This window comes from Pseudomonas sp. IPO3747 (assembly GCF_013385245.1).
In the GTDB taxonomy this organism is placed as follows: Bacteria; Pseudomonadota; Gammaproteobacteria; order Pseudomonadales; family Pseudomonadaceae; genus Aquipseudomonas; species Aquipseudomonas edaphica.
On the sequence record NZ_JACAQL010000036.1, the window covers coordinates 14,829 to 39,480 of the forward strand.

Genomic DNA, 24,652 nt, shown 5'->3' on the forward strand with positions numbered 1-24,652 from the left:
TAATGCCGCAGGTCATTTTTCTGCCACACGCCGAGCATTGCCCGGACGGTATGGTTGTGGAGGCTGAGACCGGCAAGTCCATCCTCGAGGTTGCCCATGACAACCACATCGAGATCGAAAGCGCCTGCGGCGGTGTCTGCGCCTGCACGACCTGCCACTGCGTGATTCGCGAAGGTTTCAACTCTCTCGAAGAAGCGGACGAGCTGGAAGAGGACTTTCTGGATCGCGCCTGGGGCCTTGAGGCGACTTCTCGCCTAAGCTGTCAGGCAAAGGTCGGCACGGAAGACATTACCGTCGAAATTCCGAAATATTCCCTCAACCATGCAGCCGAAGCGCCGCATTGATTCAAGGAAATGTCATGAGCCTGAAATGGGTTGATGTACAAGAAATCGCTATACAACTTGCGGAAGCTCATCCTGAGGTCAATCCTCTTACCGTGAACTTCGTCAAGTTGCGCGACCTCGTAATGGCACTGCCGGAATTTGACGACATTCCTGACCGGGGTGGCGAAAAGGTCCTGGAGGCGATTCAGGGTCTGTGGATCGAAGAAGCAGACGACTGAGCCGACTTTTTACGCAGTTAGGCAATACCTAATAACCCGCGTATAATTCGCGGGTTTAATTTTTCGTAAATTACCGTTTCTGGAGTTACACCATGGCTGTTCAACGTACTTTCTCCATCATCAAGCCTGACGCTGTTGCAAAAAACGTCATCGGCGAGATCACCACTCGTTTCGAAAAAGCCGGCCTGAAGGTTGTAGCTTCGAAACTCAAGCAACTGTCCAAAGCTGAAGCTGAAGGCTTCTACGCTGAGCACAGCGCTCGTGGCTTCTTCGGCGACCTGGTTGCCTTCATGATCTCCGGCCCTGTTGTTGTTCAGGTTCTGGAAGGCGAAAACGCTATCGCTCTGAACCGCGAGCTGATGGGCGCTACCAACCCTAAAGAAGCCGCTGCCGGCACTATCCGTGCTGACTTCGCTGAGTCCATCGACGCCAACGCTGTTCACGGTTCGGACTCCGAAGCCGCTGCTGCTCGCGAAATCTCGTACTTTTTCGCTGCTACTGAAGTAACCGCTCGCTAAGCATCGGCTTAAAGAGTGAGGGTGAATCCATGACTACATCGACTGTTAAAACCAACCTGCTGGGTCTGACTCAACAGGAAATGGAAAAATTCTTCGACTCAATCGGGGAGAAGCGTTTCCGTGCCGGTCAGGTAATGAAGTGGATTCACCACTTTGGTGTCGACGATTTCGACGCCATGACGAACGTCAGCAAGGCCCTGCGCGACAAGCTCAAGGCCATTGCTGAGGTCCGTGGTCCCGAGGTTGTCAGCGAGGACATTTCCACCGACGGCACCCGTAAGTGGGTGGTGCGCGTGGCGTCCGGCAGCTGCGTCGAGACTGTCTACATTCCCCAGGGCAAGCGCGGCACTTTGTGCGTTTCGTCCCAGGCAGGCTGTGCCCTGGACTGCAGTTTCTGCTCCACCGGCAAGCAAGGCTTCAATAGCAACCTCACCGCCGCCGAAGTCATTGGCCAGGTGTGGATTGCCAACAAATCCTTTGGCAGCGTCCCGGCAACCGTCGACCGTGCCATCACCAACGTGGTGATGATGGGCATGGGTGAGCCGCTGCTGAACTTCGACAACGTCGTGGCCGCCATGCATTTGATGATGGACGACCTCGGCTACGGCATCTCCAAGCGCCGTGTGACCCTGTCGACTTCCGGCGTGGTGCCGATGATCGATGAGCTGGCCAAGCACATCGACGTCTCCCTGGCGCTGTCGTTGCACGCACCGAATGACGCATTGCGTAACCAATTGGTGCCGATCAACAAGAAGTATCCGCTTAAGATGCTGCTCGAATCTTGCCAGCGCTACATGGCGACCCTGGGCGAAAAGCGTGTGTTGACCATTGAGTACACCATGCTCAAGGACATCAACGACAAAGTTGAGCACGCGGTCGAAATGATCGAACTGCTCAAGAACACCCCGTGCAAGATCAACCTGATTCCGTTTAACCCGTTTCCCCATTCTGGCTACGAGCGGCCGAGCAACAACGCCATCCGTCGTTTCCAGGATCAACTGCACCAGGCCGGCTACAACGTTACTGTGCGCACCACCCGTGGTGAAGACATCGACGCCGCCTGTGGCCAACTGGTCGGGCAAGTGATGGATCGCACCCGCCGCAGTGAGCGTTATATCGCCGTGCGCGAACTTAACGCCGCCGAAGATTTGCCGCAAATTGCTGTGAATCGAATCTGAGAGAGGACCTCTATGCCCTTGCGCCTCGCGCTGCTGTTGCTTTTCACCGGTCTGATGGCCGGTTGTGTTTCATCGGGCCATGACAGCCCCATGCAAACCGGCAAAGGCCGTGACGAGGCGCGAATTGCCTATGTGCAATTGGGCTTGGGTTATCTGCGCCAGGGCATGAGCGAGCAGGCCAAGGTGCCGTTGAAAAAAGCCCTTGAGCTGGACGGCGACGACGCCGATGCCAATGCCGCACTGGCGCTGGTATTCCAGGCCCAGGCCGAGCCTGAACTGGCCGACGCGTATTTTCACAAGGCCCTGGCCGCACGTCCTGCCGACCCGCGGCTGCTGAACAACTACGGCAGTTTTCTGTTTGCGCAGCAACGTTACGACCAGGCGTCCCGCTATTTCCAGCAAGCCAGTACCGATACCCTTTATCCTGAGCGTTCGCGAGTATTCGAAAACCTTGGGGTGACCTCGATACGCCTTGGCCTGCGCGACAGCGGTCGTCAGCAACTGGAAAAAGCCCTGCACCTGAACAATCGCCAGCCACGGGCTTTACTCGAAATGGCTGAGTTGTCTTACGAAGACAGGCATTATGTGCCGGCACGTGACTTTTACGAGCGTTTTAGCCTGCTCAGCGGGCAAAATGCACGTAGTCTATTGCTCGGTGTGCGCCTGGCGACGGTTCATGAAGAACGCGACACGGCCGCACAGTTTGGCCAGCAACTCGAACGACTCTATCCCGGTACGCCGGAATATCAGCAATACCTGTCGGAGCAATGATGAAAGCGGCGCACCCGGAAGTTGTAGCAGCTAATCGCGTAAACCCAGGCGAGACCTTGCGTCAGGCCCGCGAAAGCAATGGTTGGTCGCTGGCAGAAGTGGCCCTCAAGCTCAATTTGACCGCCACATCCCTGGGCAACCTGGAAGCCGGCGCGTTCGACAAGCTGCCTGGGCATACTTTTGCCCGCGGCTATATCCGCGCCTATGCAAAGTTGCTGGGCATCGACCAGGCGGTACTGGTCCAGGAATTTGACCAGTTCACCGGCACCGATTCCCAGGGCAGCAATGTGCATGGCCTGGGCCGCATCGAGGAGCCGGTACGGGTTTCCCACACTATTTTGCGGATTGTCAGCCTGTTGCTGCTGATTGCCGTGGTGGGTGGCGGTTTCGTCTGGTGGCAAGACCAGGCCTCCCAACGCACCAAAGACCTTACCAGCAACGCCATGGAGCACGTCGAAGTCGAAAGCGCCGACGGCACCACCCAGATTCACCCGCTGGATGAGCCGGAAGACCAGGCGGTTGCCCAAGGGCAGGCCGCCTCGGAAGCGCCGGCTACCACCGAGCAACCGACTCCGGAAGCGGGCACTGCACCTGCAGCCACCGCTGCTGTGCCGGCTCCAACCGTACCGGCTGCCCCGGTTGCCCAGGCGCATACGCCAGCTGCTCCGGCTGCTCCGGCGCAGGCCCCAGCGACTAACGCACCAGTGGCCCCGGCCCCGGCCGTGATTTCGCCTCCCACCACCCCGGCATTGATCGCCGGCGACGGGCATATCCAGATTACCTTCATCGCTGACTGCTGGACGCAAGTCACCGATGGCAATGGCAAAGTGCTGTTTAGCGGTCTGAAGCGTAAGGGAGATACGCTTGACCAAGGCGGCAAGCCTCCTTTGACGCTGCGTCTGGGCTTTGCCCGTGGCGCGCAAGTGGCCTACAACGGCCAGCCTGTGGACGTGGCGCCGTTCACCAGTGGCGAGACTGCTCGCCTCAAGTTGGGACAATAGTCATGCACGGCGAATCTCCAATCAAACGTCGCGTATCGCGCAAGATCTGGGTCGGCTCCGTACCGGTAGGTGGCGATGCCCCTATCGCAGTGCAGAGCATGACCAACAGCGACACCAATGATGTGGCCGCCACAGTCGCCCAGATCAACCGTCTGGAAGCCGCCGGTGTGGACATCGTGCGCGTATCCGTACCGGACATGGACGCTGCCGAGGCCTTTGGCCGCATCAAGCAACTGGTCAAGGTTCCGCTGGTCGCCGACATTCACTTCGACTACAAAATCGCTCTGCGTGTGGCCGAGCTGGGTGTGGACTGCCTGCGCATCAACCCGGGCAACATCGGTCGCGAAGACCGTGTGCGCGCCGTGGTGGACGCGGCACGTGACCGTGGCATTCCCATCCGTATCGGCGTCAACGCCGGTTCGCTGGAAAAAGACCTGCAGAAAAAGTACGGCGAACCAACCCCAGCCGCGCTGGTTGAGTCGGCATTGCGCCACGTCGAGCACCTTGAACGCCTGAATTTTCAGGACTTCAAGGTCAGCGTAAAGGCCTCCGACGTGTTCATGGCGGTAGAAGCCTACCGCCTATTGGCCAAGGAAATCGTGCAGCCGCTGCACCTGGGTATCACTGAAGCGGGCGGTTTGCGCTCAGGCACAGTGAAATCTGCGGTGGGTCTCGGTATGCTGCTCGCCGAAGGGATTGGCGATACTATCCGCATCTCCCTGGCGGCAGACCCCGTAGAGGAAGTGAAAGTCGGCTACGACATTCTCAAATCCCTGCGTTTGCGTTCCCGTGGCATCAACTTCATTGCCTGCCCGAGCTGCTCGCGGCAGAACTTCGACGTGGTGAAAACCATGAACGACCTGGAGCTTCGCCTCGAAGACCTGCTGGTGCCGCTGGATGTAGCGGTGATCGGGTGTGTGGTCAATGGGCCGGGTGAAGCCAAGGAAGCCCATGTGGGCCTGACTGGCGGTACACCGAACCTGATTTACATCGACGGCAAGCCGTCGCAGAAACTGACGAATGAGAATCTCGTGGATCATCTGGAAAAGCTGATCCGCGAGAAAGCAGCTGAAAAGGTTGCGGCTGACGCAGCGCTGATCGCGCGCGGCTAAGAACGAATTTAAGGATTAGATGTGAGCAAGTCTCTGCAAGCCATTCGTGGCATGAACGACATCCTGCCGGAGCAGACGCCACTGTGGCGCTACTTCGAGAGCACGGTCGCGCGCCTGTTGGATAACTACGGTTACAAACAGATCCGCATGCCGATCGTCGAGTTCACCGAGCTGTTCAAGCGCTCCATCGGTGAAGTGACCGACATCGTCGAAAAAGAGATGTACACCTTTGAAGATCGCAACGGCGACTCCCTGACCCTGCGTCCGGAAGGCACCGCTGCGTGCGTGCGTGCCGTGCTCGAGCATGGCCTCACCGGTGGTGGCCAGCCGCAGAAGTTGTGGTACATCGGCCCGATGTTTCGCCACGAGCGCCCGCAGAAAGGCCGTTATCGCCAGTTCCACCAGATCGGCCTCGAGGTGTTCAACCTCGATGGTCCGGACATCGACGCCGAGCTGATCGTGCTGACCTGGCGCCTGTGGGGCCTGCTCGGCATCCGCGACGCGGTCAAGCTTGAGCTCAACAGCCTGGGCACCAGCGAATCCCGGGGTCGCTATCGCGTTGCCCTGGTCGAGTATCTGTCTGCTCACTTGGACAAATTGGATGAAGACAGCCAGCGCCGTCTGAAAACCAACCCGTTGCGCGTCCTCGATACCAAGAACGCCGACACCCAAGCCGTACTGGTCGACGCGCCGAAAATGGCCGACTACCTGGACGACGAATCCCGCGTGCACTTCGAGGGCCTCAAGGCTCGCCTGGATGCGGCCGGTATTCCCTACGTGATCAACCCTAAACTGGTGCGTGGCCTCGATTACTACAGCAAGACCGTGTTCGAGTGGGTCACCGACAAACTCGGCGCCCAGGGCACCGTGTGTGCCGGTGGTCGCTACGACGGCCTGGTTGAGCAAATGGGCGGCAAGCCGACCACCGGCGTAGGTTTCGCCATGGGCATCGAGCGGCTGATCCTGCTGCTGGAAACCCTGGAGCAGGTCCCGGAAGAAATCTCCCGTCAGGTGGACGTGTACCTATGCGCCTTTGGCGAGGCCGCCGAACTGGCAGCCCTGGCCCTGAGCGAAAAAGTGCGTGACCAACTGCCGAACCTGCGCCTGCAGATCAATGCCGGCGCCGGCAGCTTCAAGAGCCAGTTCAAGAAGGCCGACAAGAGCGGCGCGCTGTATGCGCTGATCCTCGGCGATGACGAACTGGCCCAGCAAGTGATAGGTTTCAAACCCCTGCGTGGCCAGGGCGAGCAACAGAACATTGCCTTTGATGCGCTCGCCGCGCACTTGGCCACCTGCGTCGTGCAGGGTTGAAGCTGTCGAACAGCCGAATTTAGCGATTAAGGAGTATTGGGGTGTCGAGTACTGATGATGAGCAACTGGCCGAGTTCAAGGACTGGTGGCAGCGTAACGGCAAGCCCCTGGTTACTGGCGGTCTGCTGGCTTTAGTGGTGGTGTTCGGCTGGCAAGCCTGGCACAAGTATCAGGCCAACCAGTCCCAAGGCGCCTCGATCCTCTATCAGCAATTGCTGGAAACCACGCTGACGCCGGACGGCAAGCCAGATCCAGCCCAAGTGGCGGACCTTGCCGGCAAGCTGAAAAACGAATTTGGCGGTAGCACCTACGCCCAGTACGGCAGCCTGTTCGTCGCGAAAGTTGCGGTCGACACCGGCAAGCTGGATGACGCAGCCACCGAGCTGAAGGCCATCGCCGACAAACCGACCAACCCGACCCTGGGTGAAATCGCACGTCAGCGCCTGGCGCAGGTATTGGCGGCACAGAACAACGCTGACGAAGCACTCAAACTGCTCGACGGCGATGCTGACAAGGCATTTGTGGCCACTCGTGAAGAGCTCAAGGGCGACCTGTTGGTCCAATTGGGTCGTACCGACGAAGCCCATGCTGCGTACCAAAAAGCCAAGGCGGCGCTGTCTGATGAAGCAGCGGTCGGTGGCTTACAAATCAAGCTGGACGACTTGGCCAAAGGGGATGCGTGACGTGATCCGTTGGAAACATGCAGCATTGCTGGCTCTGGCCGTTCTGGCCGCGGGTTGCAGCAGCAACAGTAAAAAAGAACTGCCTCCTGCCGAGCTGACCAGCTTCAAGGAAGAAGTGGTCCTGCAAAAGCAGTGGAGCCGCTCCGTCGGTGACGGCCAGGGCGACCTGTACAACTTGTTGCAGCCGGCAATCGACGGCGACAACATCGTGGCCACTGACTCCACTGGCGTTGTCATGGCCATGGATCGTATGAATGGCGACGTGAAGTGGAAGAAAGACCTCGAGCTGCCGGTTTCCGGTGGTGTGGGCGTCGGCTACGGCATGGTGCTGATCGGTACGCTTAAAGGCGACGTGGTGGCTCTGGACTCGGCAACGGGTGAAGAGAAATGGCGCGCTCGGGTGACCAGTGAAGTGCTCGCAGCGCCGGCGACCAACGGCGACGTTGTCGTGGTGCAGACCCAGGATGACCGTGTGATCGGCCTGGATGCCGCCACCGGTAACCAGCGCTGGTTGTATGACAGCACCCCGGCGGTGTTGACCCTGCGCGGTACCAGTGGTCCGATTGTGACGAACAACCTGGCCGTTGCTGGCCTGTCGACCGGTAAAGTGGTCGCCCTGGATACTCAGAACGGCGTGCCGGCCTGGGAAACCCGTGTGGCCATCCCGCAAGGTCGCTCCGAGCTGGACCGCGTAGTGGACATCGACGGCGGCCTGCTGCTGTCGGGTGAAACCATTTACGTGGCCACTTACCAGGGCCGTGTTGCGGCGCTGGACCTGCAAAGCGGCCGCATCAACTGGCAGCGTGATGCTTCCAGCTACGCCGGTGTCGCCCAAGGGTTCGGCAGCGTCTACGTAAGCCTCGCTTCCGGCACCGTTGAAAGTGTCGACGAGCGTTCCACCACTGCGCTGTGGAGCAACGACTCCCTGGCTCGCCGTCAACTGTCGGCACCGGAAGTATTCTCCAGCTACGTAGCGGTAGGTGACTTCGAAGGTTACCTGCACCTGCTGAGCCAGGTAGACGGTCGTTTTGTCGGCCGCGAGCGTATCGACAGCGACGGTCTGCGTGCGCGTCCGCTGGTTGTGGGTAACATGCTTTACGTGTTTGGCAACAGCGGCAAGCTGGAAGCCCTGACCATCAAGTAAGCAACTATGCTTGGGGTAAAACCCAGGCGGCCCCGCTTCGGCGGGGCATGCGGCATTTGACTATGCTGCCCCGAGCACCAGCCGCTGCCTTGCAGCGGCTTTTGTATTTTCTGAAATAACGAAGTGGAGAGCCGCATGGTTCCCGTAATCGCCCTGGTGGGCCGACCTAACGTCGGCAAGTCCACCTTGTTCAACCGCCTGACCAGGACTCGTGACGCCATCGTTGGCGACTTGTCCGGTCTGACCCGTGATCGCCAATACGGTGAGGCAAAGTGGCAAGGGCGCTCCTACATTATTGTCGACACCGGTGGTATCTCCGGTGACGAGCATGGCATGGACGAAAAGATGGCCGAGCAGTCGCTGCTCGCTATCGAAGAAGCCGATGTCGTGTTGTTCCTGGTGGACGCCCGTGCGGGCTACACCGCTGCCGACCAGATGATTGGCGAGCACCTGCGCAAGCGCAACAAGCGTTCCTATCTGGTCGCCAACAAGATCGATAACATCGATCCTGAAGCGGCCCGTGCCGAATTCAGCCCGATGGGCCTGGGCGATGCGATCCCGGTCGCCGGTGCCCACGGTCGCGGCATCACCCAGATGCTGGAAATCGCCCTGCGCGACTTCCCCAAGGATGACGCTGAGGAAGAAGAGGGCGAGGAAGAGATCGTTGCCGAAGGTGAGGAAGCCAAGCGCATTCCTGGCCCGAGCGAAAAAGACGGTATCAAGATCGCCATCATCGGCCGTCCGAACGTCGGCAAGTCGACCCTGGTTAACCGCATGCTCGGTGAAGACCGGGTCATCGTGTATGACCAGCCGGGTACTACCCGCGACAGTATCTACATCCCGTTCGAACGTAACGACGAGAAGTACACGCTGATCGACACCGCCGGTGTGCGCAAGCGCGGCAAGATCCACGAGGAAGTTGAAAAGTTCTCGGTGGTCAAAACCCTGCAGGCGATCAAAGACGCCAACGTGGTGATCTTCGTGATGGACGCCCGCGAAGGCGTGGTGGACCACGACCTCAACTTGCTGGGCTTTGCCCTGGAAGCCGGTCGTGCCCTGGTCATCGCGATCAACAAGTGGGACGGCATGACGCCGAGCGAGCGCGATTTCGTCAAGATCGAGCTGCAACGTCGGCTGTTCTTCGTCGAGTTCGCCGATATCCACTTTATCTCGGCACTGCACGGCACCGGTGTGGGCAACCTCTACGCGTCCGTGCAGAACTCGTTCAAGTCTGCGGTTACTCGCTGGCCGACCAACCGCCTGACCCAGATCCTGGAAGACGCGGTTGGCGAGCACGCGCCACCGATGGTCAACAACCGTCGGATCAAACTGCGTTACGCCCACTTGGGTGGTGCCAACCCGCCGATTATCGTGATCCACGGTAACCAGATCGAGAAGGTGCCCAAGTCCTACGTGCGTTACCTGGAAAACACCTACCGCCGTGTCTTGAAACTGGTCGGTACGCCGATCCGTATCGAGTTCAAGGGTGGCGAGAACCCATACGAAGGCAACAAGAACACACTGACTGACCGTCAGGTGAACAAGAAGCGTCGTTTGATGACTCACCACAAGAAGGCCGACAAGAAGCGCCGCGACAAGAAATAAGCGCCGCTTTGAGTTGTGAGCGACACGCTGCAAAAAGGGCTCCTTTGGAGCCCTTTTTTGTGCGCGGTGGTTTGTGCCTTGACCCGATGCTTAGGGCAGCTTAAAACTTGGGGCTCACCTGCAGGGGCCTCCGATGATCACCAGCAAGCTGCCGAATGTCGGCACCACCATTTTTACTACAATGTCGCAATTGGCTGCCGAAACCGGCGCGCTTAACCTGTCCCAGGGCTTTCCCGATTTTAATGGCCCTCAAGGGTTGCTCGATGCCGTGGGCAAGCATATCGCCCTCGGCCATAACCAATATGCACCGATGACCGGCCTGCCCGTGTTGCGCCAACAAGTGGCGGCCAAGATCGCCCGCAGTTATGGCGCTACAGTGGATGTCGACAGCGAAGTGACCATCACCCCAGGCGCGACCGAGGCGATCTTTTGCGCGATCCAGGCGGTCATCCGCAACGGCGATGAAGTCATCGTGTTCGACCCCAGCTACGACAGTTACGAGCCGTCGGTCGAGCTGGCCGGTGGCCGTTGCGTGCATGTGCAATTGAGCCTGCAAGGCTTCGCGCTCGACTTTGACAAGATCAAGGCTGCGCTCTCGCCGCGCACGCGCATGATCATCCTCAACTCGCCGCACAACCCCACCGGCGCGTTGATCAGTCGGGCCGAGCTGGACCAGTTGGCCGAGCTTATCCGCGACCGCGATATCTACCTGATCAGCGATGAGGTCTACGAACACCTGGTGTTCGACGGCGTGCCCCATGTCAGCGTGCTGGCCCACGAAGAGTTGTATCAGCGGGCGTTTGTGGTCAGCTCCTTCGGCAAGACCTACCACGTCACTGGCTGGAAAACCGGCTACGTGGTCGCACCCCCGGCCCTGACCGCCGAGCTGCGCAAGGTGCATCAATATGTCAACTTTTGCGGCGTGACCCCTTTGCAGTACGCTTTGGCTGACTTCATGGCCGAACACCCGGAACACGTCGAGCAATTGCCGGCCTTTTATCAGGCCAAGCGCGACCTGTTCTGCGACCTGCTGGCGCCGTCGCGTTTCAGCTTTACCCGGGTGGCCGGCACTTACTTCCAACTGGTGGATTACTCGCAGATTCGCCCCGACCTGGATGACGTCGCCATGTCACTGTGGATGACCCGCGAACACGGCGTGGCGACCATCCCCGTCTCGGTGTTCTATCAGAGCCCGCCGCAAGGCCAGCGCCTGGTGCGCCTGTGCTTTGCCAAACGCGAGGAGACGCTGCAACACGCGGCGGAGAAACTATGCGTGATTTGACTGCATTGCCCGACCTGAATATCGCCTTGGTCCAGACCAGCCTGGTATGGCATGACCGTCAGGCCAACCTCGAACATTTCGAACTGTTGCTGGAGCAGGCCAAAGGCGCCGACCTGATTGTACTGCCGGAGATGTTCACCACCGGTTTCTCCATGGAGTCGCAAACCCTTGCCGAGCCGCAACATGGCCCGACTCATCATTGGCTGCAAGCCCAGGCGGCGAAGTACAACGCGGTGATCACCGGCAGCGTGATCATCCAGGCAGCCGACGGCAGCCACCGTAACCGTCTGCTATGGGCACGCCCGGACGGGGAAGTGTTGCACTATGACAAGCGTCACCTGTTCCGTATGGCTGGCGAGCACGACCATTACACGCCCGGCGAGCGCCAGGTACAGTTCGAGTTGAAGGGTTGGCGTATACGCCCGTTGATTTGCTACGACTTGCGCTTCCCGGTGTGGAGCCGTGATGCCCAGGACACTGACCTGCTGCTGTACACCGCGAACTGGCCGGGTGCGCGCCGTCAGCACTGGAACCGCTTGCTGCCGGCGCGTGCTATTGAGAACCTGTGTTACGTGGCGGCAGTCAATCGGGTGGGTACCGATGGCAAAGGCTTCGCCTACACCGGAGACAGCCAGGTGCTGGATTTCCAGGGTGAGACCCTGCTGAGTGCCGGGGAGGCGGATGGGGTGTTTCAGGTGTGCCTGAATGCGGCAGAGTTGGCAGCGTATCGCACCAGGTTTCCGGCAAATCTGGATGCCGATGACTTTCAGTTTGTCTGACAGACCGCTATCGCGGGCAAGCCCGCTCCCACAGGTGAATGCATTCCAAATGTGGGAGCCGGGCTTGCCCGCGATGAGGCCCTAGCAGACACCACAAATAAAAAGGCCCCTGGATTCTCGCCCAGGGGCCTTTTGCATTACCGCGACAGCGCTTACGCCGCCTTCGCTTCCAGCTGGCTCAACGAGCGGTTCAGCGCACTGAACACCGCCTTGAAGCTCGCCGTGGTGATGTTTTCATCGATCCCCACACCATGCACCGGGCGTTCGCCGTTCACACGCAACTCGATGTAGGCCGCCGCCTTGGCATGGGTACCGGCGCCGATCGCGTGTTCGTTGTAGTCCATGATCTCAACCTTGATCGGCAGCGCCGCAACCAGCGCTTCCAAAGTGCCGTAGCCCTTGCCGTTCCAGCGCAGGTTGGTTTCGCCCTGGCCCTTGCCCGAGACTTCCACTTCCACGGTGCTATTGCCGTTTTCTTCCTGCAGGCGATGGCTGACCAGCGCGTACGGGGTGTTGGCTTGCAGGTATTCACGCTGCAACAAGGCGTAGATCTGTGGTGCAGTCATCTCCAGGCCCACGCGGTCGGTCTCGGCCTGTACCACTTGGCTGAACTCGATTTGCATGCGGCGTGGCAAGCTGATGTCGTACTCCTGCTCCAGCAGGTAGGCGATGCCGCCTTTGCCCGACTGGCTGTTTACGCGGATCACCGCCTCGTAGCTGCGGCCGATATCCGCCGGGTCGATCGGCAAGTACGGCACTTCCCACAGCGCGTCGGCTTTCTGCTGGGTAAAGCCCTTGCGGATTGCGTCCTGGTGGGAGCCGGAGAAAGCGGTGTGCACCAGGTCGCCGACGTACGGGTGACGTGGGTGCACCTGAATCTGGTTGCACTCCTCGACGACTTTGCGCACGCCATCGATATCGGAAAAGTCCAGCTGCGGGTCGAGGCCTTGGGTGTACATGTTCAAGGCTACGGTCACGAGATCGACGTTACCGGTACGCTCGCCGTTGCCGAACAGGCAGCCTTCGACACGGTCAGCGCCGGCCATCAGGCCCAGCTCGGTAGCAGCCACGCCGGTGCCGCGGTCGTTGTGGGTGTGCAGGCTGATGATCACGCTGTCACGACGGTTGATATGGCGGCCGAACCACTCGATCTGGTCGGCATAGATGTTGGGTGTCGCGCATTCAACCGTGGCCGGCAGGTTGAGGATCATCTTGTGCTCTGGCGTCGGGTTCCATACCTCGATCACCGCATCACACACTTCCTTGGCGAACTCCAGCTCCGTGGCGCTGAAGGTCTCTGGGGAGTACTCGAAAGTCCACTGGGTTTCCGGCTGCTGGGCGGCGTATTTGACGAACAGCTTGGCCGCGTTGACCGCGATGGCCTTGATGCCATCTTTGTCCTGGTTGAACACGATGCGGCGGAACGACGGCGATGTGGCGTTGTACAAGTGCACGATGGCCTTTTTAGCGCCGCGCAGGGATTCGAAAGTACGTGCGATCAGGTCTTCACGGCCCTGGGTCAGCACCTGGATGGTGGTGTCCGCGGGGATGTGGTTGTCTTCGATCAAGGTGCGCACGAAGTCGAAGTCGGTTTGCGACGCGGCTGGGAACGAGGCCTCGATTTCCTTCACGCCTACAGACACCAGGGTCTTCCAGAAACGCAGCTTTTTCGCGGCGTCCATCGGCTCGATCAGCGACTGGTTGCCATCACGCAGGTCGGAGCTGCACCAGATCGGCGCTTCAGTGATGGTCTTCGACGGCCACGTGCGGTCCGGGATATCGATGGTCGGGAACGCGCGGTACTTCGAAGACGGGTCTTTGAGCATGCTCATCGGGAAATCCTTTGTAGTAGGGGCCGAGAAAAGGCGGCCTGCCGTAAAACTGTTATTGGGGGCGAAGCTTGGGACGAGGCAGATCGATTCAGCCTGGCAGTCGTGCGCTGACGAGGCACAGGCTACGGTGCTGGCGGAGCTGAATGAGGGTGTGAGAGGTTTTCATAAGCTCAACCCTAACCGCAGGGGTGAAAGATGGCAAGCAGTCGGGAAAAATTGAGATAAGTTCTGCTATTTGGCTGGGATTCGATATTTTGTGTCGGTTATTGAATGTGGGGTTTCTTTTTATTGCGCGGTACTTATCGGGCGCGCAATTGGGCTGGCAGGCTTGGCGTCATCGCGGGCAAGCCCGGCTCCCACAGGGAATCGCGTTCACCTGTGGGAGCCAGGCTTGCCCGCGATGAGCATAGGTATCTACACAACCGGTTAACACGAAGTCTGTGGCAGGTGGGCTGTTGTGGCGAGCAGGCTTGTCCTGCGTTGGGCTGCGAAGCGGCCCCAGTACAGGCACGGCAATTTTGCTGAAAGTACTCAGCGTCTGTTTTTGGGGCCGCTTCGCAGCCCAACGCAGGACAAGCCTGCTCGCCACAGGAGAAATAGGCTGCTTTTAAAAGTTGTGTAGATACCTATGCCACGATGAGGCCGGTAGGTTGAATATTTTTATCAGGGCTGGAACGCGCCAATAAAGATCGCCGGGTCAACCCGCGCATCGTTAAGGCTGATGTTCCAATGCATATGCGGCCCGGTTGCACGGCCAGTGGAACCGACCTTGCCCACCACTGCGCCGCGTGCCAGTTGGTCGCCGACTTTGACGTCGATCTTCGACATATGGCAGAACATGCTGATAAAGCCCTGGCCATGGTCGACGAACACGGTGTTGCCGTTGAAGAAGTAATTGCCGGTGAGGATCACCTTGCCCGCCGCCGGCGTCTTGATCGGCGTGCCCGCGCCCACGGCAAAGTCCAGGCCCGAATGCGGGTTGCGTTCCTCGCCATTAAAGAAGCGGCGCACGCCGAATTTGCTCGACAGTGGCCCGTTGACCGGTTTGTCCAGCAGCAGGTTGCTCGGTGTGTTCGGGCTGAAGCTGCGGTAAGCCTTGAGCTGCACGGCCAGTTCGCCCTCGATGCGCTTGAGTTGCGCCGGGGCCGGGTTCACCTGGCTTTTGTTCTTCAAGGTGATGTGCTGTTCGGGGTATTTCTTGAAGCCCACCACAAACGGCAAGTTCTGCCCGCCGCTGGTGATGCGCTCGGTACCGGGTTTGACGGTCAGCGGGATCCCGACAATCGCCAGCCAGTTGTTCTGTTCCTTGACCACAAGCACCGGCCGGTTCAGGTAGGTGGCTTTGGGCGCGCTGGCCGAAGTGCCGAGGTCGACCACCGCCACGCCACCCGGCACCGGCTTGTTCAGCAACCGCGTGATGTAGCTGTCGGCGTGGGCGTTGAAGGTCAGGCACAAGAGCATCAGCAGGCTAAATAAACGTGGCATCAATCAATCCAGTAACGAAAGGGTGACGGGCGTCAGGTGGTTATCTTCCACCCGCACCTGCAATTGGCCTTCGCCGAGCCGCGCGGTCAGGCGTTGGCCGGTGTGGGTTTGCGCGGCGTTGCGGATCGCCTGGCCGCGCTCGTCCAGCAGGATGCTGTAGCCACGGCCCAGAGTCGCAAGCGGACTGACCACCTGCAACGTCTGCACCTGGCTTTGCAGTTGCAGGCGGCGTGCCTTAAGGCCTTCGCGCATGGCGCGGGGCAGGCGTTCTGCGAGGCTATCGAGGCGCTGGCGCAGCAACGCCAGTTGACGGCCGGGGTGTTGGCCTGCGAGGCGGGTTTCGAGGCGGATCAGGCGTTCGCGACGGGTATTGAGGCTGCGCTCGAAGGCGCGGCGCAGGCGCATGTCCAGGTCGTCCAAACGCTGGGCTTGCTGGCGCAGACGTTCGCCAGGGTGACGCAGGCGGCGGGCCATGCCTTCCAGGCGCAGGCGATCATGGCTCAGGCGGTTGCGCATCAGCATCACCAGGCGGCGGTGCAGGTTTTCGACTTGGCGCACCAAGTGGCTGGCATCTGGCGCGAGCAATTCGGCGGCGGCGGAGGGCGTGGGGGCGCGCACGTCGGCCACAAAGTCGCAGATCGACACGTCGGTTTCATGGCCGACGGCGCTGACGATGGGCGTCACGCAGGCATCCACCGCGCGGGCCACGGCTTCTTCGTTGAAGCACCACAGGTCTTCGAGCGAACCGCCGCCTCGGGCCAGGATCAACGCGTCGAAACCGCGCGCATCCGCCATTTTCAGCGCGCGCACAATCTGCGGGATGGCTTCGCGGCCCTGTACGGCGGTGGGGATCAGTGTCAGTTCAACGTTCGGCGCACGACGACGGAACACGCTGATGATGTCGCGAATCACCGCGCCCGTCGGCGAGCTGATAATCCCAATGCGCCGAGGGTGCGCCGGCAGCGGCACCTTGCGCTCGGCGCTGAACAGGCCTTCGGCGCTGAGCTTTTCCTTCAACGCGTCAAAGGCCAAACGCAGCGCGCCATCGCCAGCAGGTTCCACGGTGTCGAGGATCAGTTGGTAGTCGCCCCGGCCTTCGAACAGCGAGACCTTGCCGCGCACCTTCACCGCCAGGCCGTCCTTCAACGCCTGGCGCACCCGTGCGGCGTTGTTGCGAAACAGCGCGCAACGCACTTGGGCGCCGCTGTCCTTGAGGGTGAAATACACATGGCCGGAAGCCGGGCGGGCGAGGTTGGAGATCTCGCCTTCGACCCAGATATTGGTGAACACGTCTTCCAGCAACACCCGCGCGCGGCCGTTGAGCTGGCTGACAGTCAGGACTTCGCGGTCCAGGCCCAAGCGGGCAAACGGATCTTTAATCATGAGGAGCGATCTTTAATCATGGGCGGCAGTTTATAGGCATTCGTGCAAGGTTTGGCAGAATTGCTCCACCAGTGCGCTCGGCGCCTGCGTGCAGGCAAGGGCCACGGTACTCAAGCAGTCCGGGTCCGCCAGGGACAAAAAGTGCAGGTTGGCCGGCGCTATGTCCTGCATGGATTTTGGTAACAAGGCAATTCCGAAGCCGGCCTGGATCAGCTGCAATTGCGTGGTTTTGCGCGACATCACCCGCGCTGCCTTGGGGAAAAATCCTGCGCGCATGCACAGTTCGGCTGACAGATAACTCAAGCCGCCACGTTGGGGGTGCGGAACTGAAATAAACGCTTCGTCCTTGAGCTGTGCCAGTTCGACAGGTGTATCACTGCCTGCCAGCGGGTGATTGGGCGGCACCGCCAACACCAGTTGTTCGCTATATAAAGGCACCACGCGCACGCCTTCGCGCTGTCGCAGCACCGGTAACCGTAAAAGGCCGACTTCCAGGCGCCCGTCGGCAATTTCTTCAAGTTGCGCCTCGGAAGACAGTTTGACGATATCCATCGATACGCCGGGGCAACGCTGCAGCCAGGTGCTGATGCCGTGCAGCAATGGCCCGCTCATCGGCACGGTGCTCGAATGGCTCAGGCGCAGGGTGCCAAGCTGACCCTTGCCAACCAGGGTGGCCATCTCGCTGGCCTTGAGCAGCTCGCTCAGCAGGTTGCGCGCCCTCGGGTAAAAGGCTTCGCCCGCCGCCGTCAGCCGGGGCTGGCGCGCGGTGCGTTCGAACAGTGAAGTTTGCAGCTGGGTTTCCAGCGCCTTGATCTGGCGGCTCAGGGCCGATTGCGCCACGAACAAACGCTCGGCGGCGGCGCTGAAGCTGCCGCTGTCGGCGATCTCTACGAAGTAGCGCAGTTGGCGGGTCGAGATCACTTGTCATGCCTTTTCAAGATAAGTGGAGGGCTTTGAAGATATTAGTCGCAACACTCGGCGATGGCTAAAGTGTTGGTTATCTCTTTCAAGGAATACGACATGAGCCCGGTTGAGCTGATGAGCCAGTGGTCGTTCAGTGGTGTCGATTGGCTGGTCATCGGCCTGGGTGTGGTGCTGGCCTATATCGTCTTCGGTATTGCAGGCTTTGGCACGGCGCTGGTGGCGGGGCCGATCCTGATTGTGTTTATGCCGCTGTCGAAGATCATCCCGCTGCTGGTGCTGCTGGATTTTGTCGCGGCCTTTGGCAATCTGCTGCAATCGCGGCGAGACGTGAACAAGCCCGAGCTGCTGCGGTTGCTGCCATGCATGGCCATCGGTTGTACGCTGGGTGTGATCTTTCTGCTCAACCTGCATTCGGATCTGCTGTTGCTGCTGATGGGGGTGTTTATCAGCGCCTATGCGATCTACAGCTTGTCGGTGAAGGCGCGGCCCACTCAGCTTTCCAAAGGTTGGTCGATTCCAATGGGCACCGTCGGCGGCCTGTTTGGTGCGCTGTTCGGCAGCGGCGGCTTTTTATATGCGATCTACCTCAACAGCCGTTTGCCCAAGGATGCGGCGCGGGCCACGCAAAGTGCGTTGATCAGTTGCAGCACGGTGGTGCGCTTGAGTCTGTTCCTGATTGCCGGGGTGTATGCGGACTTGCCGTTGCTGTTGTTGGCGCTGTGCCTGTTGCCGGCGATGGCCCTGGGGCTGTGGTGTGGGCGCAGGTTGACGATGCGGATGTCCCGCGAAGCCTTTGTGCGCTTGGTGACTTGGTTGGTGTTGGCCAGTGGGATTGCATTGATTGGGCGGTATTTGAGCGCTTGACCTGTGTGGGGCAGGGATTAAGCTGCCAGGCTTCAAGGCCTCATCGCAGGCAAGCCAGCTCCCACAGGTGAATGCATTCCAAATGTGGGAGCCGGGCTTGCCCGCGATGTCGGCAGTCGCCACACCGCAGGGCTCCCAAGCACCATGAACTCCCAAAGCATCCTTGTCCCCAAAATCTCCACCTTGCCCGTCCACGAACCCCGCGCCCGGGCCATCGTGCGTTGGCTGGTGCGCAAGAACATCATCAAGGAAGAGCTGACCACCTGCGGGCGCACCGGCAACCGCATGGCCTACGCCCTGGCCGACGGCGCCCGCGCCGTGGTGCTGCACCCCGAAGCGCTGCCGTTCAACGAGCCGATCAATGGCCTGGAGATCATCTACAAGCGCTGCATCTACACGCCGGCCAAGGGCTTTCTCGAAGAGGCCGGCTGCCCGGAGTGCCTTAAAGAAGTCGGCGAGGCGCTGTTCGAAAGCCTGGAAGACTGGATGCCCGGCCACACCGATAACTTCACTTGCCCGTTGTGTGGGCATGAAGATGACATCAATGGGTTTCTATTCCTGCAGGAATGCGGGTTTTCCAACCTGGGGTTTATCTTCAACAACTGGGCGGAGGCGGGGTTCAAGCAGAGCTTTATCGACGAATTTGCCGACTGGTTGGACCAGAAGATGAGTTGGGTCAAAGTCGAGCTTTAACCTGATCGTTCCCACGCTCCTGCGTGGGAATGTATCCCGTGACGCTCCGCGTCACCATTGCGCAAGGTTGAAGCCTTGCGCTGACCCCGGACGCGGAGCGTCCAACGAGGCATTCCCACGCGGAGCGTAGGAACGATCAAGCCGTGAGTTTTATCCATCTATCAGTATTACCAAGTTTGTCAGAGTTTTACATTGAGCCCGACAGGGTGCATGTATATAATGGCGCGCTTCCATTTTCCCGCTCGGGAGCCCCCGCGATGCTGCGTATCAGCCAAGAAGCTCTGACATTCGACGACATTCTCCTAGTGCCCGGTTATTCCGAGGTGCTTCCTAACGAAGTCAGTCTCAAGACCCGCCTAACCCGTGGCATCGAGCTGAATATTCCTCTGGTTTCCGCTGCCATGGACACCGTCACTGAAGCCCGTTTGGCAATTGCCATGGCTCAGGAAGGCGGCATTGGCATCATCCACAAGAACATGACCATCGAGCAGCAAGCTGCCGAAGTGCGCAAGGTCAAGCGTTACGAAGCCGGTGTGGTGAAAGATCCAATCACCATCGAAGCCGACGCCACCGTGCGTGATCTGTTCGACCTGACCCGCCTGCACAACATCTCCGGCGTTCCGGTACTGCACGATGGCGACCTGGTCGGCATCGTCACTTCCCGTGACGTGCGTTTCGAGAACCGTCTTGAAGTCACCGTCCGTGAAGTGATGACGCCTAAAGAGCGCCTCGTTACTGTCAAGGAAGGCGCCGACAAGAACGATGTGCGCGAATTGCTGCACAAGCACCGCATCGAGCGCGTGCTGATCGTCGACGACAAATTCGCCCTCAAAGGCATGATGACCGTCAACGACATCGAAAAAGCCAAGGCATACCCGCTGGCCAGCAAGGATGACCAAGGTCGTCTGCGCGTCGGCGCTGCGGTCGGCACCGGTAAAGACACCGGTGATCGCGTTTCGGCCCTCGTGGCTGCCGGTGTTGACGTGGTGGTGGTCGACACTGCCCACGGCCACTCCAAAGGCGTGATCGACCGCGTTCGCTGGGTCAAACAGAATTTCCCTGACGTACAGGTTATCGGCGGCAACATCGCCACCGGCGCAGCCGCCAAGGCCCTGGCCGAAGCCGGCGCCGATGCGGTCAAGGTCGGTATCGGCCCTGGCTCCATCTGCACCACGCGTATCGTCGCCGGTGTAGGCGTGCCGCAAATCAGCGCCATCGCCAACGTTGCTGCTGCCCTTGAAGGCACGGGCGTTCCGTTGATCGCCGACGGCGGCATCCGTTTCTCCGGTGACCTGTCCAAGGCCATCGTTGCCGGTGCTTCCTGCGTGATGATGGGCTCGATGTTCGCCGGTACCGAAGAAGCACCAGGCGAAATCGAACTGTTCCAGGGCCGTTCGTACAAGGCTTATCGCGGCATGGGTTCGCTGGGCGCCATGTCCCAGGCGCAGGGCTCTTCCGACCGTTACTTCCAGGACTCCTCGGCAGGCGCCGAGAAGCTCGTACCGGAAGGCATCGAAGGCCGTGTGCCGTACAAAGGCACCCTGAGCGCGATCATCCATCAATTGATGGGCGGCCTGCGTTCCTCGATGGGCTACACCGGCAGCGCCGACATCGAAGAAATGCGCACCAAGCCAGAGTTCGTACGGATCACCGGCGCCGGCATGGCTGAATCCCATGTCCACGACGTGCAGATCACCAAGGAAGCGCCGAACTACCGCGTAGGTTGAGGCTTCCAGCAAAACGTTAAGTAACCGGGGCTGTTCTTTCAGCCCCGAGTTGTTTCTGATTCATTAGACGAGACTGACTTCATGGCCCTCGACATTCACGCCCACCGCATCCTGATCCTCGACTTCGGTTCCCAGTACACCCAACTGATCGCCCGCCGCGTGCGTGAAATCGGCGTGTACTGCGAACTGCACCCGTTCGACATGGACGACGAAGCGATCCGCGAATTCGCACCGAAAGGCGTCATCCTTGCCGGTGGCCCCGAGTCCGTGCACGAAGCCAACAGCCCGCGTTGCCCGCAAGCCGTATTCGACCTGGGCGTGCCCGTCTTCGGTATCTGCTACGGCATGCAGACCATGGCCGAGCAACTGGGCGGCAAGGTTGAAGGTTCCGAACTGCGTGAATTCGGTTATGCCCGTGTCGACGTGGTCGGCAAGAGCCGCCTGCTGGACGGCATCGAAGACCACATCGACGCCGACGGCCTGTTCGGCCTCGACGTGTGGATGAGCCACGGTGACAAGGTCACCAAGATGCCGGAAGACTTCCACATCCTGGCCAGCACCCCGAGCTGCCCGATTGCCGGCATGTTCAACGACGAGCGCGGCTATTACGGCGTGCAGTTCCACCCGGAAGTGACCCACACCAAGCAAGGCGGCCGTATCCTGTCGCGTTTCATCCTCGACATCTGCCAATGCGAAGCCCTGTGGACTCCGTCGAAAATCGCTGAAGACGCCATCGCCAACGTGCGTGCCCAGGTCGGTACCGACAACGTATTGCTCGGCCTGTCCGGCGGCGTTGACTCCTCCGTGGTTGCCGCGCTGCTGCACAAAGCCATCGGCGACCAGCTGACTTGCGTGTTCGTCGACAATGGCCTGCTGCGCCTGCACGAAGGCGAGCAAGTGATGGCCATGTTCGCTGAGAACATGGGCGTCAAGGTGATCCGCGCCAACGCCGAGGACCAGTTCCTCAACAACCTGGCGGGCGAAAGCGACCCAGAGAAGAAGCGCAAGATCATCGGCCGCACCTTCATCGACGTGTTTGATGCCCAGTCCAACAAACTGGACAACATCAAGTACCTCGCCCAGGGCACCATCTACCCTGACGTGATCGAGTCGGCTGGCGCCAAGAGCGGCAAGGCCCACGTGATCAAGTCCCACCACAACGTGGGTGGCCTGCCGGAGGAGATGAACCTCAAGCTGGTAGAACCACTGCGCGAACTGTTCAAGGACGAAGTCCGCCGCCTGGGCCTGGAACTCGGCCTGCCGTACGACATGGTCTACCGCCACCCATTCCCAGGCCCGGGCCTGGGCGTGCGCATCCTGGGTGAAGTGAAAAAGGAATACGCCGACCTGCTGCGTCGCGCCGACCACATCTTCATCGAAGAACTGCGCAAAGCCGACTGGTACCACAAGGTCAGCCAGGCATTCGTGGTGTTCCAGCCGGTGAAATCGGTGGGCGTTGTGGGCGATGGCCGTCGTTATGCGTGGGTTGTTGCACTGCGTGCCGTCGAGACTATCGACTTCATGACCGCGCGTTGGGCACACCTGCCGTACGAGCTGCTGGAGACTGTCAGCGGCCGTATCATCAATGAAATCGAGGGTATTTCGCGCGTTACTTATGACGTGTCGAGCAAGCCGCCGGCGACGATTGAGTGGGAGTAGGGCTGGATCATAACTATTTGATTTTATTTAATAAAATAAAATTGAATAGTTATGTTTGATACGTCATCAATGGCGTTTTTAATGGCGCACATCGTACGTATGTGAGGGAGCTACATCGATACCATGTCCCGGAGAAGGAATACCGACATGGTATCGAGAACGCTTAGCCCCGCAGATGTCAGCAGTAACTGTTTGCCAGTCTCCACTTCGAGTAACTCTCGGCCCGGAAACATTGGTCATCGATCTATTTGGTCACGGTACTGTTGCGCCTGACAACGGCGAGCACCTTTTGATAGCTGTCCCCATGTTCACCCCAGGCTCGCCGGTGATAGCGGCCTAGGAGGTGCAACCACCCAGCGTTGCTGCTGCCAACACTAGTGGGGTGCCGTACAGTCCGTTGTGTAGATCGTCCATTCCCTGCTTGGCCTCCGGGTTATTAGTCAGTTAGCTAAGGCCGCTAAGCCCTTCGATGAGATGCGCGACGAATTCGGCGAGGTTCTTGACGTCATTCCAGCCTGACTGGGCCAACCCCCCCTCACCACTGGTTACGGCGCACTTGAGCGGGGGTATCGCCGCCGCCGGCTCGTAGCGAACCCTAACTGAAGTCGATGCCGACGTTGGCACTTCTCGGCGGGTGCGTGCCTTGCGATAGCCGTGTCTTGCTTGATCACACCGGCGCTTATCTATCACTGGACCGGGTGAAAATTCGGGCCCAAAAGCCGGCTTTCTTTGCTGAAGCCAACGGTGGATGTGGCTCTGTTGTCTCTCTTGCCGGGTGAGTGCTAGGGCCATCAGGTCTCAAAAGGTCTCCCGGATAATGCTCTTGACCTAGACATGGCGAGTCATCCATTCCAAACGCCTTCACGGCAGCGACGGCTTCTACACACCAACGACCAAAATAAGCCCCGCCTTCAAAGTTCTGGTCGCCATAGGTATACCAATAAGGATGCCGATAGCTGACCGCTTGCGGGTCTGATCCGGATTTCGCGCCAGTGCGCACTTCCAGATACCAGTGCTCGACAAAGGCTTTGAGCAGCGGCGGCTGAGAGTCTGCGGGTGCATCCACGGCCTTCAACAAACGACCATACGGCTTGGGATATAGAAGCACGGCTCCTATCTTGCGGTCTGGACTGCGGCTGGCAATGATCCGATCAAGAAGTACGTCTTCGCCATCATTGCCGATCAAGGCCAGCAAGCGATGCCATTGCTCGTCTGGAATGTCGAGTGCGAGTGCCAAGCCGACCAGCCAGAAGCAAATGATGTAGTGGTCGTAGTTGACGCGCCAGTGGTGCCGGGTGAATTGCTGCTCCGTAGTCCACACGGTGGTGCCGAGGTGTTCCGCCTGTTCCCATGCTGCTAGCAGACCGGGGAAGTAGTGGGCCAAGTGAGTTATTGGATCTCCGGCGGAATATCTGCGCAAAATTTGGTGCAAATGGTCCTGTCCGATTTCAAACGCATACTGGGGGGCGTAATCGGGGTCAGCGGTTGGCGCCAAGAGAAGCTTTTGAGACTTCGCGATATAGCTGTCGCTGTCGTTAACGACCTTATCCCAATAGCTGGCATGGCCGAGTGGTGCGCGAATCATTCACTTTCTCCCTATGAGCTTCGATGTCGCAATAGGATCCTCAACAAACTTCCCACCTTTATCCAAGACGCCAACCGTAACATTGCCAAATGGATCAGTATGCACTAGCCACTTCTCAACTCTCCCTGATAGCAGAGAGTCACGGATATTCCTTGCCATTGATGCATCTCCCCCTACAGATTCAAGAATACGATTGTAATTAGTGGTCGCCCCCGTCATCCAATCATCACTCATCTGCAGCCCATCTCGGGTGGGCTTCAGCTTGGACGAGCCAAATTTGTACTCAACAATCAGGTAGTCGACACCAGGCTTATCTACCTTGTACAAATCGTCAATGCCTGTCTGGCCAATATCGGGAGCCCGGCCAATTTTTTCAGCACCGGGCACCAACGTCTTGATTTGCTCTCCACCCATGATGTCCCCGACGATGCTCTTCTGCGCGTTGGTCATGGCGCGGAAGTCCATCAGCGGGGTGCCGTTAGGGTTGAACTGCCCGCCGCGTGCTACAAGCTTGTCGAATTTGGCGAGGCTCGCCACCTCAGCCATCTTTTCAA

General features: G+C 59.5%; 23 protein-coding genes. 17 read left to right on the top strand and 6 right to left on the bottom strand.

What is annotated here, in order from left to right; genetic code table 11:
* Window positions 1–2: 2 nt before the first annotated feature.
* The 13 genes from fdx to HX790_RS29325 all read left to right on the top strand — a co-directional run bounded on the left by fdx (window position 3) and on the right by HX790_RS29325 (window position 11,946).
* A complete protein-coding gene (fdx, locus tag HX790_RS29265) occupies window positions 3–344 on the top strand; it encodes an ISC system 2Fe-2S type ferredoxin (protein WP_015885743.1) in 342 nt (113 codons plus the stop codon).
* A 14-nt stretch (window positions 345–358) separates the two neighbouring features.
* On the top strand, window positions 359–562 hold the full coding sequence (gene iscX, locus HX790_RS29270; RefSeq protein WP_017135947.1) for a Fe-S cluster assembly protein IscX: 204 nt from the start codon (window positions 359–361) through the stop codon (window positions 560–562).
* Window positions 563–654: 92 nt separating this feature from the next.
* Window positions 655–1,080 carry a nucleoside-diphosphate kinase gene (gene ndk, locus HX790_RS29275; protein ID WP_003175956.1) on the top strand — a complete coding sequence of 142 codons (426 nt, stop codon included), beginning with the start codon at window positions 655–657 and terminating at the stop codon, window positions 1,078–1,080.
* A gap of 29 nt (window positions 1,081–1,109) precedes the next feature.
* Entirely contained in the window at window positions 1,110–2,258 is a 1,149-nt protein-coding gene (rlmN, locus tag HX790_RS29280) for a 23S rRNA (adenine(2503)-C(2))-methyltransferase RlmN (RefSeq protein WP_017135948.1), read from the top strand.
* 12 nt (window positions 2,259–2,270) lie between these two features.
* Entirely contained in the window at window positions 2,271–3,029 is a 759-nt protein-coding gene (pilW, locus tag HX790_RS29285; RefSeq protein WP_169985241.1) for a type IV pilus biogenesis/stability protein PilW, read from the top strand.
* On the top strand, window positions 3,029–4,030 hold the full coding sequence (locus HX790_RS29290) for a RodZ family helix-turn-helix domain-containing protein (protein WP_176992609.1): 1,002 nt from the start codon (window positions 3,029–3,031) through the stop codon (window positions 4,028–4,030). Before pilW ends, HX790_RS29290 begins: the two co-directional genes overlap by 1 nt.
* A 2-nt stretch (window positions 4,031–4,032) precedes the next feature.
* Window positions 4,033–5,142, top strand: coding sequence for a flavodoxin-dependent (E)-4-hydroxy-3-methylbut-2-enyl-diphosphate synthase (gene ispG, locus HX790_RS29295; protein ID WP_056858733.1), 1,110 nt, complete (start codon window positions 4,033–4,035; stop codon window positions 5,140–5,142).
* A gap of 21 nt (window positions 5,143–5,163) precedes the next feature.
* Complete coding sequence (gene hisS / locus HX790_RS29300; protein WP_017135952.1) at window positions 5,164–6,453, top strand: histidine--tRNA ligase; 1,290 nt, start codon at window positions 5,164–5,166, stop codon at window positions 6,451–6,453.
* A gap of 41 nt (window positions 6,454–6,494) precedes the next feature.
* The gene (locus HX790_RS29305) at window positions 6,495–7,136 is read left to right on the top strand and encodes a tetratricopeptide repeat protein (RefSeq protein WP_176992610.1); all 642 of its coding nucleotides are present in this window, start codon (window positions 6,495–6,497) and stop codon (window positions 7,134–7,136) included.
* On the top strand, window positions 7,129–8,280 hold the full coding sequence (gene bamB / locus HX790_RS29310) for an outer membrane protein assembly factor BamB (RefSeq protein ID WP_017135954.1): 1,152 nt from the start codon (window positions 7,129–7,131) through the stop codon (window positions 8,278–8,280). Before HX790_RS29305 ends, bamB begins: the two co-directional genes overlap by 8 nt.
* A 135-nt stretch (window positions 8,281–8,415) precedes the next feature.
* Window positions 8,416–9,885: a ribosome biogenesis GTPase Der gene (der, locus tag HX790_RS29315; RefSeq protein ID WP_053135513.1), complete on the top strand. Its 1,470-nt coding sequence runs from the start codon at window positions 8,416–8,418 to the stop codon at window positions 9,883–9,885.
* A gap of 133 nt (window positions 9,886–10,018) precedes the next feature.
* Window positions 10,019–11,167 carry a pyridoxal phosphate-dependent aminotransferase gene (locus tag HX790_RS29320; RefSeq protein WP_099550104.1) on the top strand — a complete coding sequence of 383 codons (1,149 nt, stop codon included), beginning with the start codon at window positions 10,019–10,021 and terminating at the stop codon, window positions 11,165–11,167.
* Window positions 11,155–11,946 (top strand): amidohydrolase, encoded by a 792-nt coding sequence (locus tag HX790_RS29325; protein WP_176992611.1) that lies wholly within the window; start codon window positions 11,155–11,157, stop codon window positions 11,944–11,946. Before HX790_RS29320 ends, HX790_RS29325 begins: the two co-directional genes overlap by 13 nt.
* 152 nt (window positions 11,947–12,098) lie before the next feature.
* Here the strand turns inward: HX790_RS29325 and leuA are convergent, their stop codons facing one another.
* The 4 genes from leuA to HX790_RS29345 all read right to left on the bottom strand — a co-directional run bounded on the left by leuA (window position 12,099) and on the right by HX790_RS29345 (window position 17,567).
* The gene (leuA, locus tag HX790_RS29330; RefSeq protein WP_017138560.1) at window positions 12,099–13,778 is read right to left on the bottom strand and encodes a 2-isopropylmalate synthase; all 1,680 of its coding nucleotides are present in this window, start codon (window positions 13,776–13,778) and stop codon (window positions 12,099–12,101) included.
* Window positions 13,779–14,441: 663 nt separating this feature from the next.
* A complete protein-coding gene (locus HX790_RS29335) occupies window positions 14,442–15,263 on the bottom strand; it encodes a peptidoglycan DD-metalloendopeptidase family protein (RefSeq protein WP_017134679.1) in 822 nt (273 codons plus the stop codon).
* Between the two features lie 3 nt (window positions 15,264–15,266).
* A complete protein-coding gene (xseA, locus tag HX790_RS29340; protein WP_138450312.1) occupies window positions 15,267–16,646 on the bottom strand; it encodes an exodeoxyribonuclease VII large subunit in 1,380 nt (459 codons plus the stop codon).
* A 30-nt stretch (window positions 16,647–16,676) separates the two neighbouring features.
* Window positions 16,677–17,567, bottom strand: coding sequence for a LysR family transcriptional regulator (locus HX790_RS29345; RefSeq protein ID WP_099549336.1), 891 nt, complete (start codon window positions 17,565–17,567; stop codon window positions 16,677–16,679).
* Window positions 17,568–17,666: 99 nt separating this feature from the next.
* Here HX790_RS29345 and HX790_RS29350 point away from each other — a divergent pair, with 99 nt between their 5' ends.
* From HX790_RS29350 to guaA, 4 genes are all read left to right on the top strand, one after another.
* On the top strand, window positions 17,667–18,434 hold the full coding sequence (locus tag HX790_RS29350) for a sulfite exporter TauE/SafE family protein (RefSeq protein ID WP_169985231.1): 768 nt from the start codon (window positions 17,667–17,669) through the stop codon (window positions 18,432–18,434).
* A gap of 144 nt (window positions 18,435–18,578) precedes the next feature.
* On the top strand, window positions 18,579–19,127 hold the full coding sequence (locus HX790_RS29355; protein WP_015885727.1) for a hypothetical protein: 549 nt from the start codon (window positions 18,579–18,581) through the stop codon (window positions 19,125–19,127).
* A gap of 257 nt (window positions 19,128–19,384) precedes the next feature.
* Window positions 19,385–20,854: an IMP dehydrogenase gene (guaB, locus tag HX790_RS29360; protein ID WP_016977684.1), complete on the top strand. Its 1,470-nt coding sequence runs from the start codon at window positions 19,385–19,387 to the stop codon at window positions 20,852–20,854.
* 81 nt (window positions 20,855–20,935) lie between these two features.
* Window positions 20,936–22,513 carry a glutamine-hydrolyzing GMP synthase gene (guaA, locus tag HX790_RS29365; protein ID WP_017134673.1) on the top strand — a complete coding sequence of 526 codons (1,578 nt, stop codon included), beginning with the start codon at window positions 20,936–20,938 and terminating at the stop codon, window positions 22,511–22,513.
* A 679-nt stretch (window positions 22,514–23,192) separates the two neighbouring features.
* Here guaA and HX790_RS29370 read toward each other — a convergent pair.
* A complete protein-coding gene (locus tag HX790_RS29370; protein ID WP_176992612.1) occupies window positions 23,193–24,098 on the bottom strand; it encodes a PoNe immunity protein domain-containing protein in 906 nt (301 codons plus the stop codon).
* Window positions 24,099–24,652, bottom strand: a 554-nt coding sequence (locus tag HX790_RS29375; RefSeq protein ID WP_218172197.1) for a hypothetical protein, incomplete at its 5' end; no start/stop codon positions are given.

Bases quoted from the DNA above. Each gene is read 5' to 3' on its own strand.
- fdx (WP_015885743.1), top strand. From the start codon at position 3: ATGCCGCAGGTCATTTTTCTGCCACACGCCGAGCATTGCCCGGACGGT.
- iscX (WP_017135947.1), top strand. From the start codon at position 359: ATGAGCCTGAAATGGGTTGATGTACAAGAAATCGCTATACAACTTGCG.
- ndk (WP_003175956.1), top strand. From the start codon at position 655: ATGGCTGTTCAACGTACTTTCTCCATCATCAAGCCTGACGCTGTTGCA.
- rlmN (WP_017135948.1), top strand. From the start codon at position 1,110: ATGACTACATCGACTGTTAAAACCAACCTGCTGGGTCTGACTCAACAG.
- pilW (WP_169985241.1), top strand. From the start codon at position 2,271: ATGCCCTTGCGCCTCGCGCTGCTGTTGCTTTTCACCGGTCTGATGGCC.
- HX790_RS29290 (WP_176992609.1), top strand. From the start codon at position 3,029: ATGAAAGCGGCGCACCCGGAAGTTGTAGCAGCTAATCGCGTAAACCCA.
- ispG (WP_056858733.1), top strand. From the start codon at position 4,033: ATGCACGGCGAATCTCCAATCAAACGTCGCGTATCGCGCAAGATCTGG.
- bamB (WP_017135954.1), top strand. From the start codon at position 7,129: ATGCGTGACGTGATCCGTTGGAAACATGCAGCATTGCTGGCTCTGGCC.
- der (WP_053135513.1), top strand. From the start codon at position 8,416: ATGGTTCCCGTAATCGCCCTGGTGGGCCGACCTAACGTCGGCAAGTCC.
- HX790_RS29320 (WP_099550104.1), top strand. From the start codon at position 10,019: ATGATCACCAGCAAGCTGCCGAATGTCGGCACCACCATTTTTACTACA.
- HX790_RS29325 (WP_176992611.1), top strand. From the start codon at position 11,155: ATGCGTGATTTGACTGCATTGCCCGACCTGAATATCGCCTTGGTCCAG.
- leuA (WP_017138560.1), bottom strand. From the start codon at position 13,778: ATGAGCATGCTCAAAGACCCGTCTTCGAAGTACCGCGCGTTCCCGACC.
- HX790_RS29335 (WP_017134679.1), bottom strand. From the start codon at position 15,263: ATGCCACGTTTATTTAGCCTGCTGATGCTCTTGTGCCTGACCTTCAAC.
- xseA (WP_138450312.1), bottom strand. From the start codon at position 16,646: ATGATTAAAGATCCGTTTGCCCGCTTGGGCCTGGACCGCGAAGTCCTG.
- HX790_RS29350 (WP_169985231.1), top strand. From the start codon at position 17,667: ATGAGCCCGGTTGAGCTGATGAGCCAGTGGTCGTTCAGTGGTGTCGAT.
- HX790_RS29355 (WP_015885727.1), top strand. From the start codon at position 18,579: ATGAACTCCCAAAGCATCCTTGTCCCCAAAATCTCCACCTTGCCCGTC.
- guaB (WP_016977684.1), top strand. From the start codon at position 19,385: ATGCTGCGTATCAGCCAAGAAGCTCTGACATTCGACGACATTCTCCTA.
- guaA (WP_017134673.1), top strand. From the start codon at position 20,936: ATGGCCCTCGACATTCACGCCCACCGCATCCTGATCCTCGACTTCGGT.
- HX790_RS29370 (WP_176992612.1), bottom strand. From the start codon at position 24,098: ATGATTCGCGCACCACTCGGCCATGCCAGCTATTGGGATAAGGTCGTT.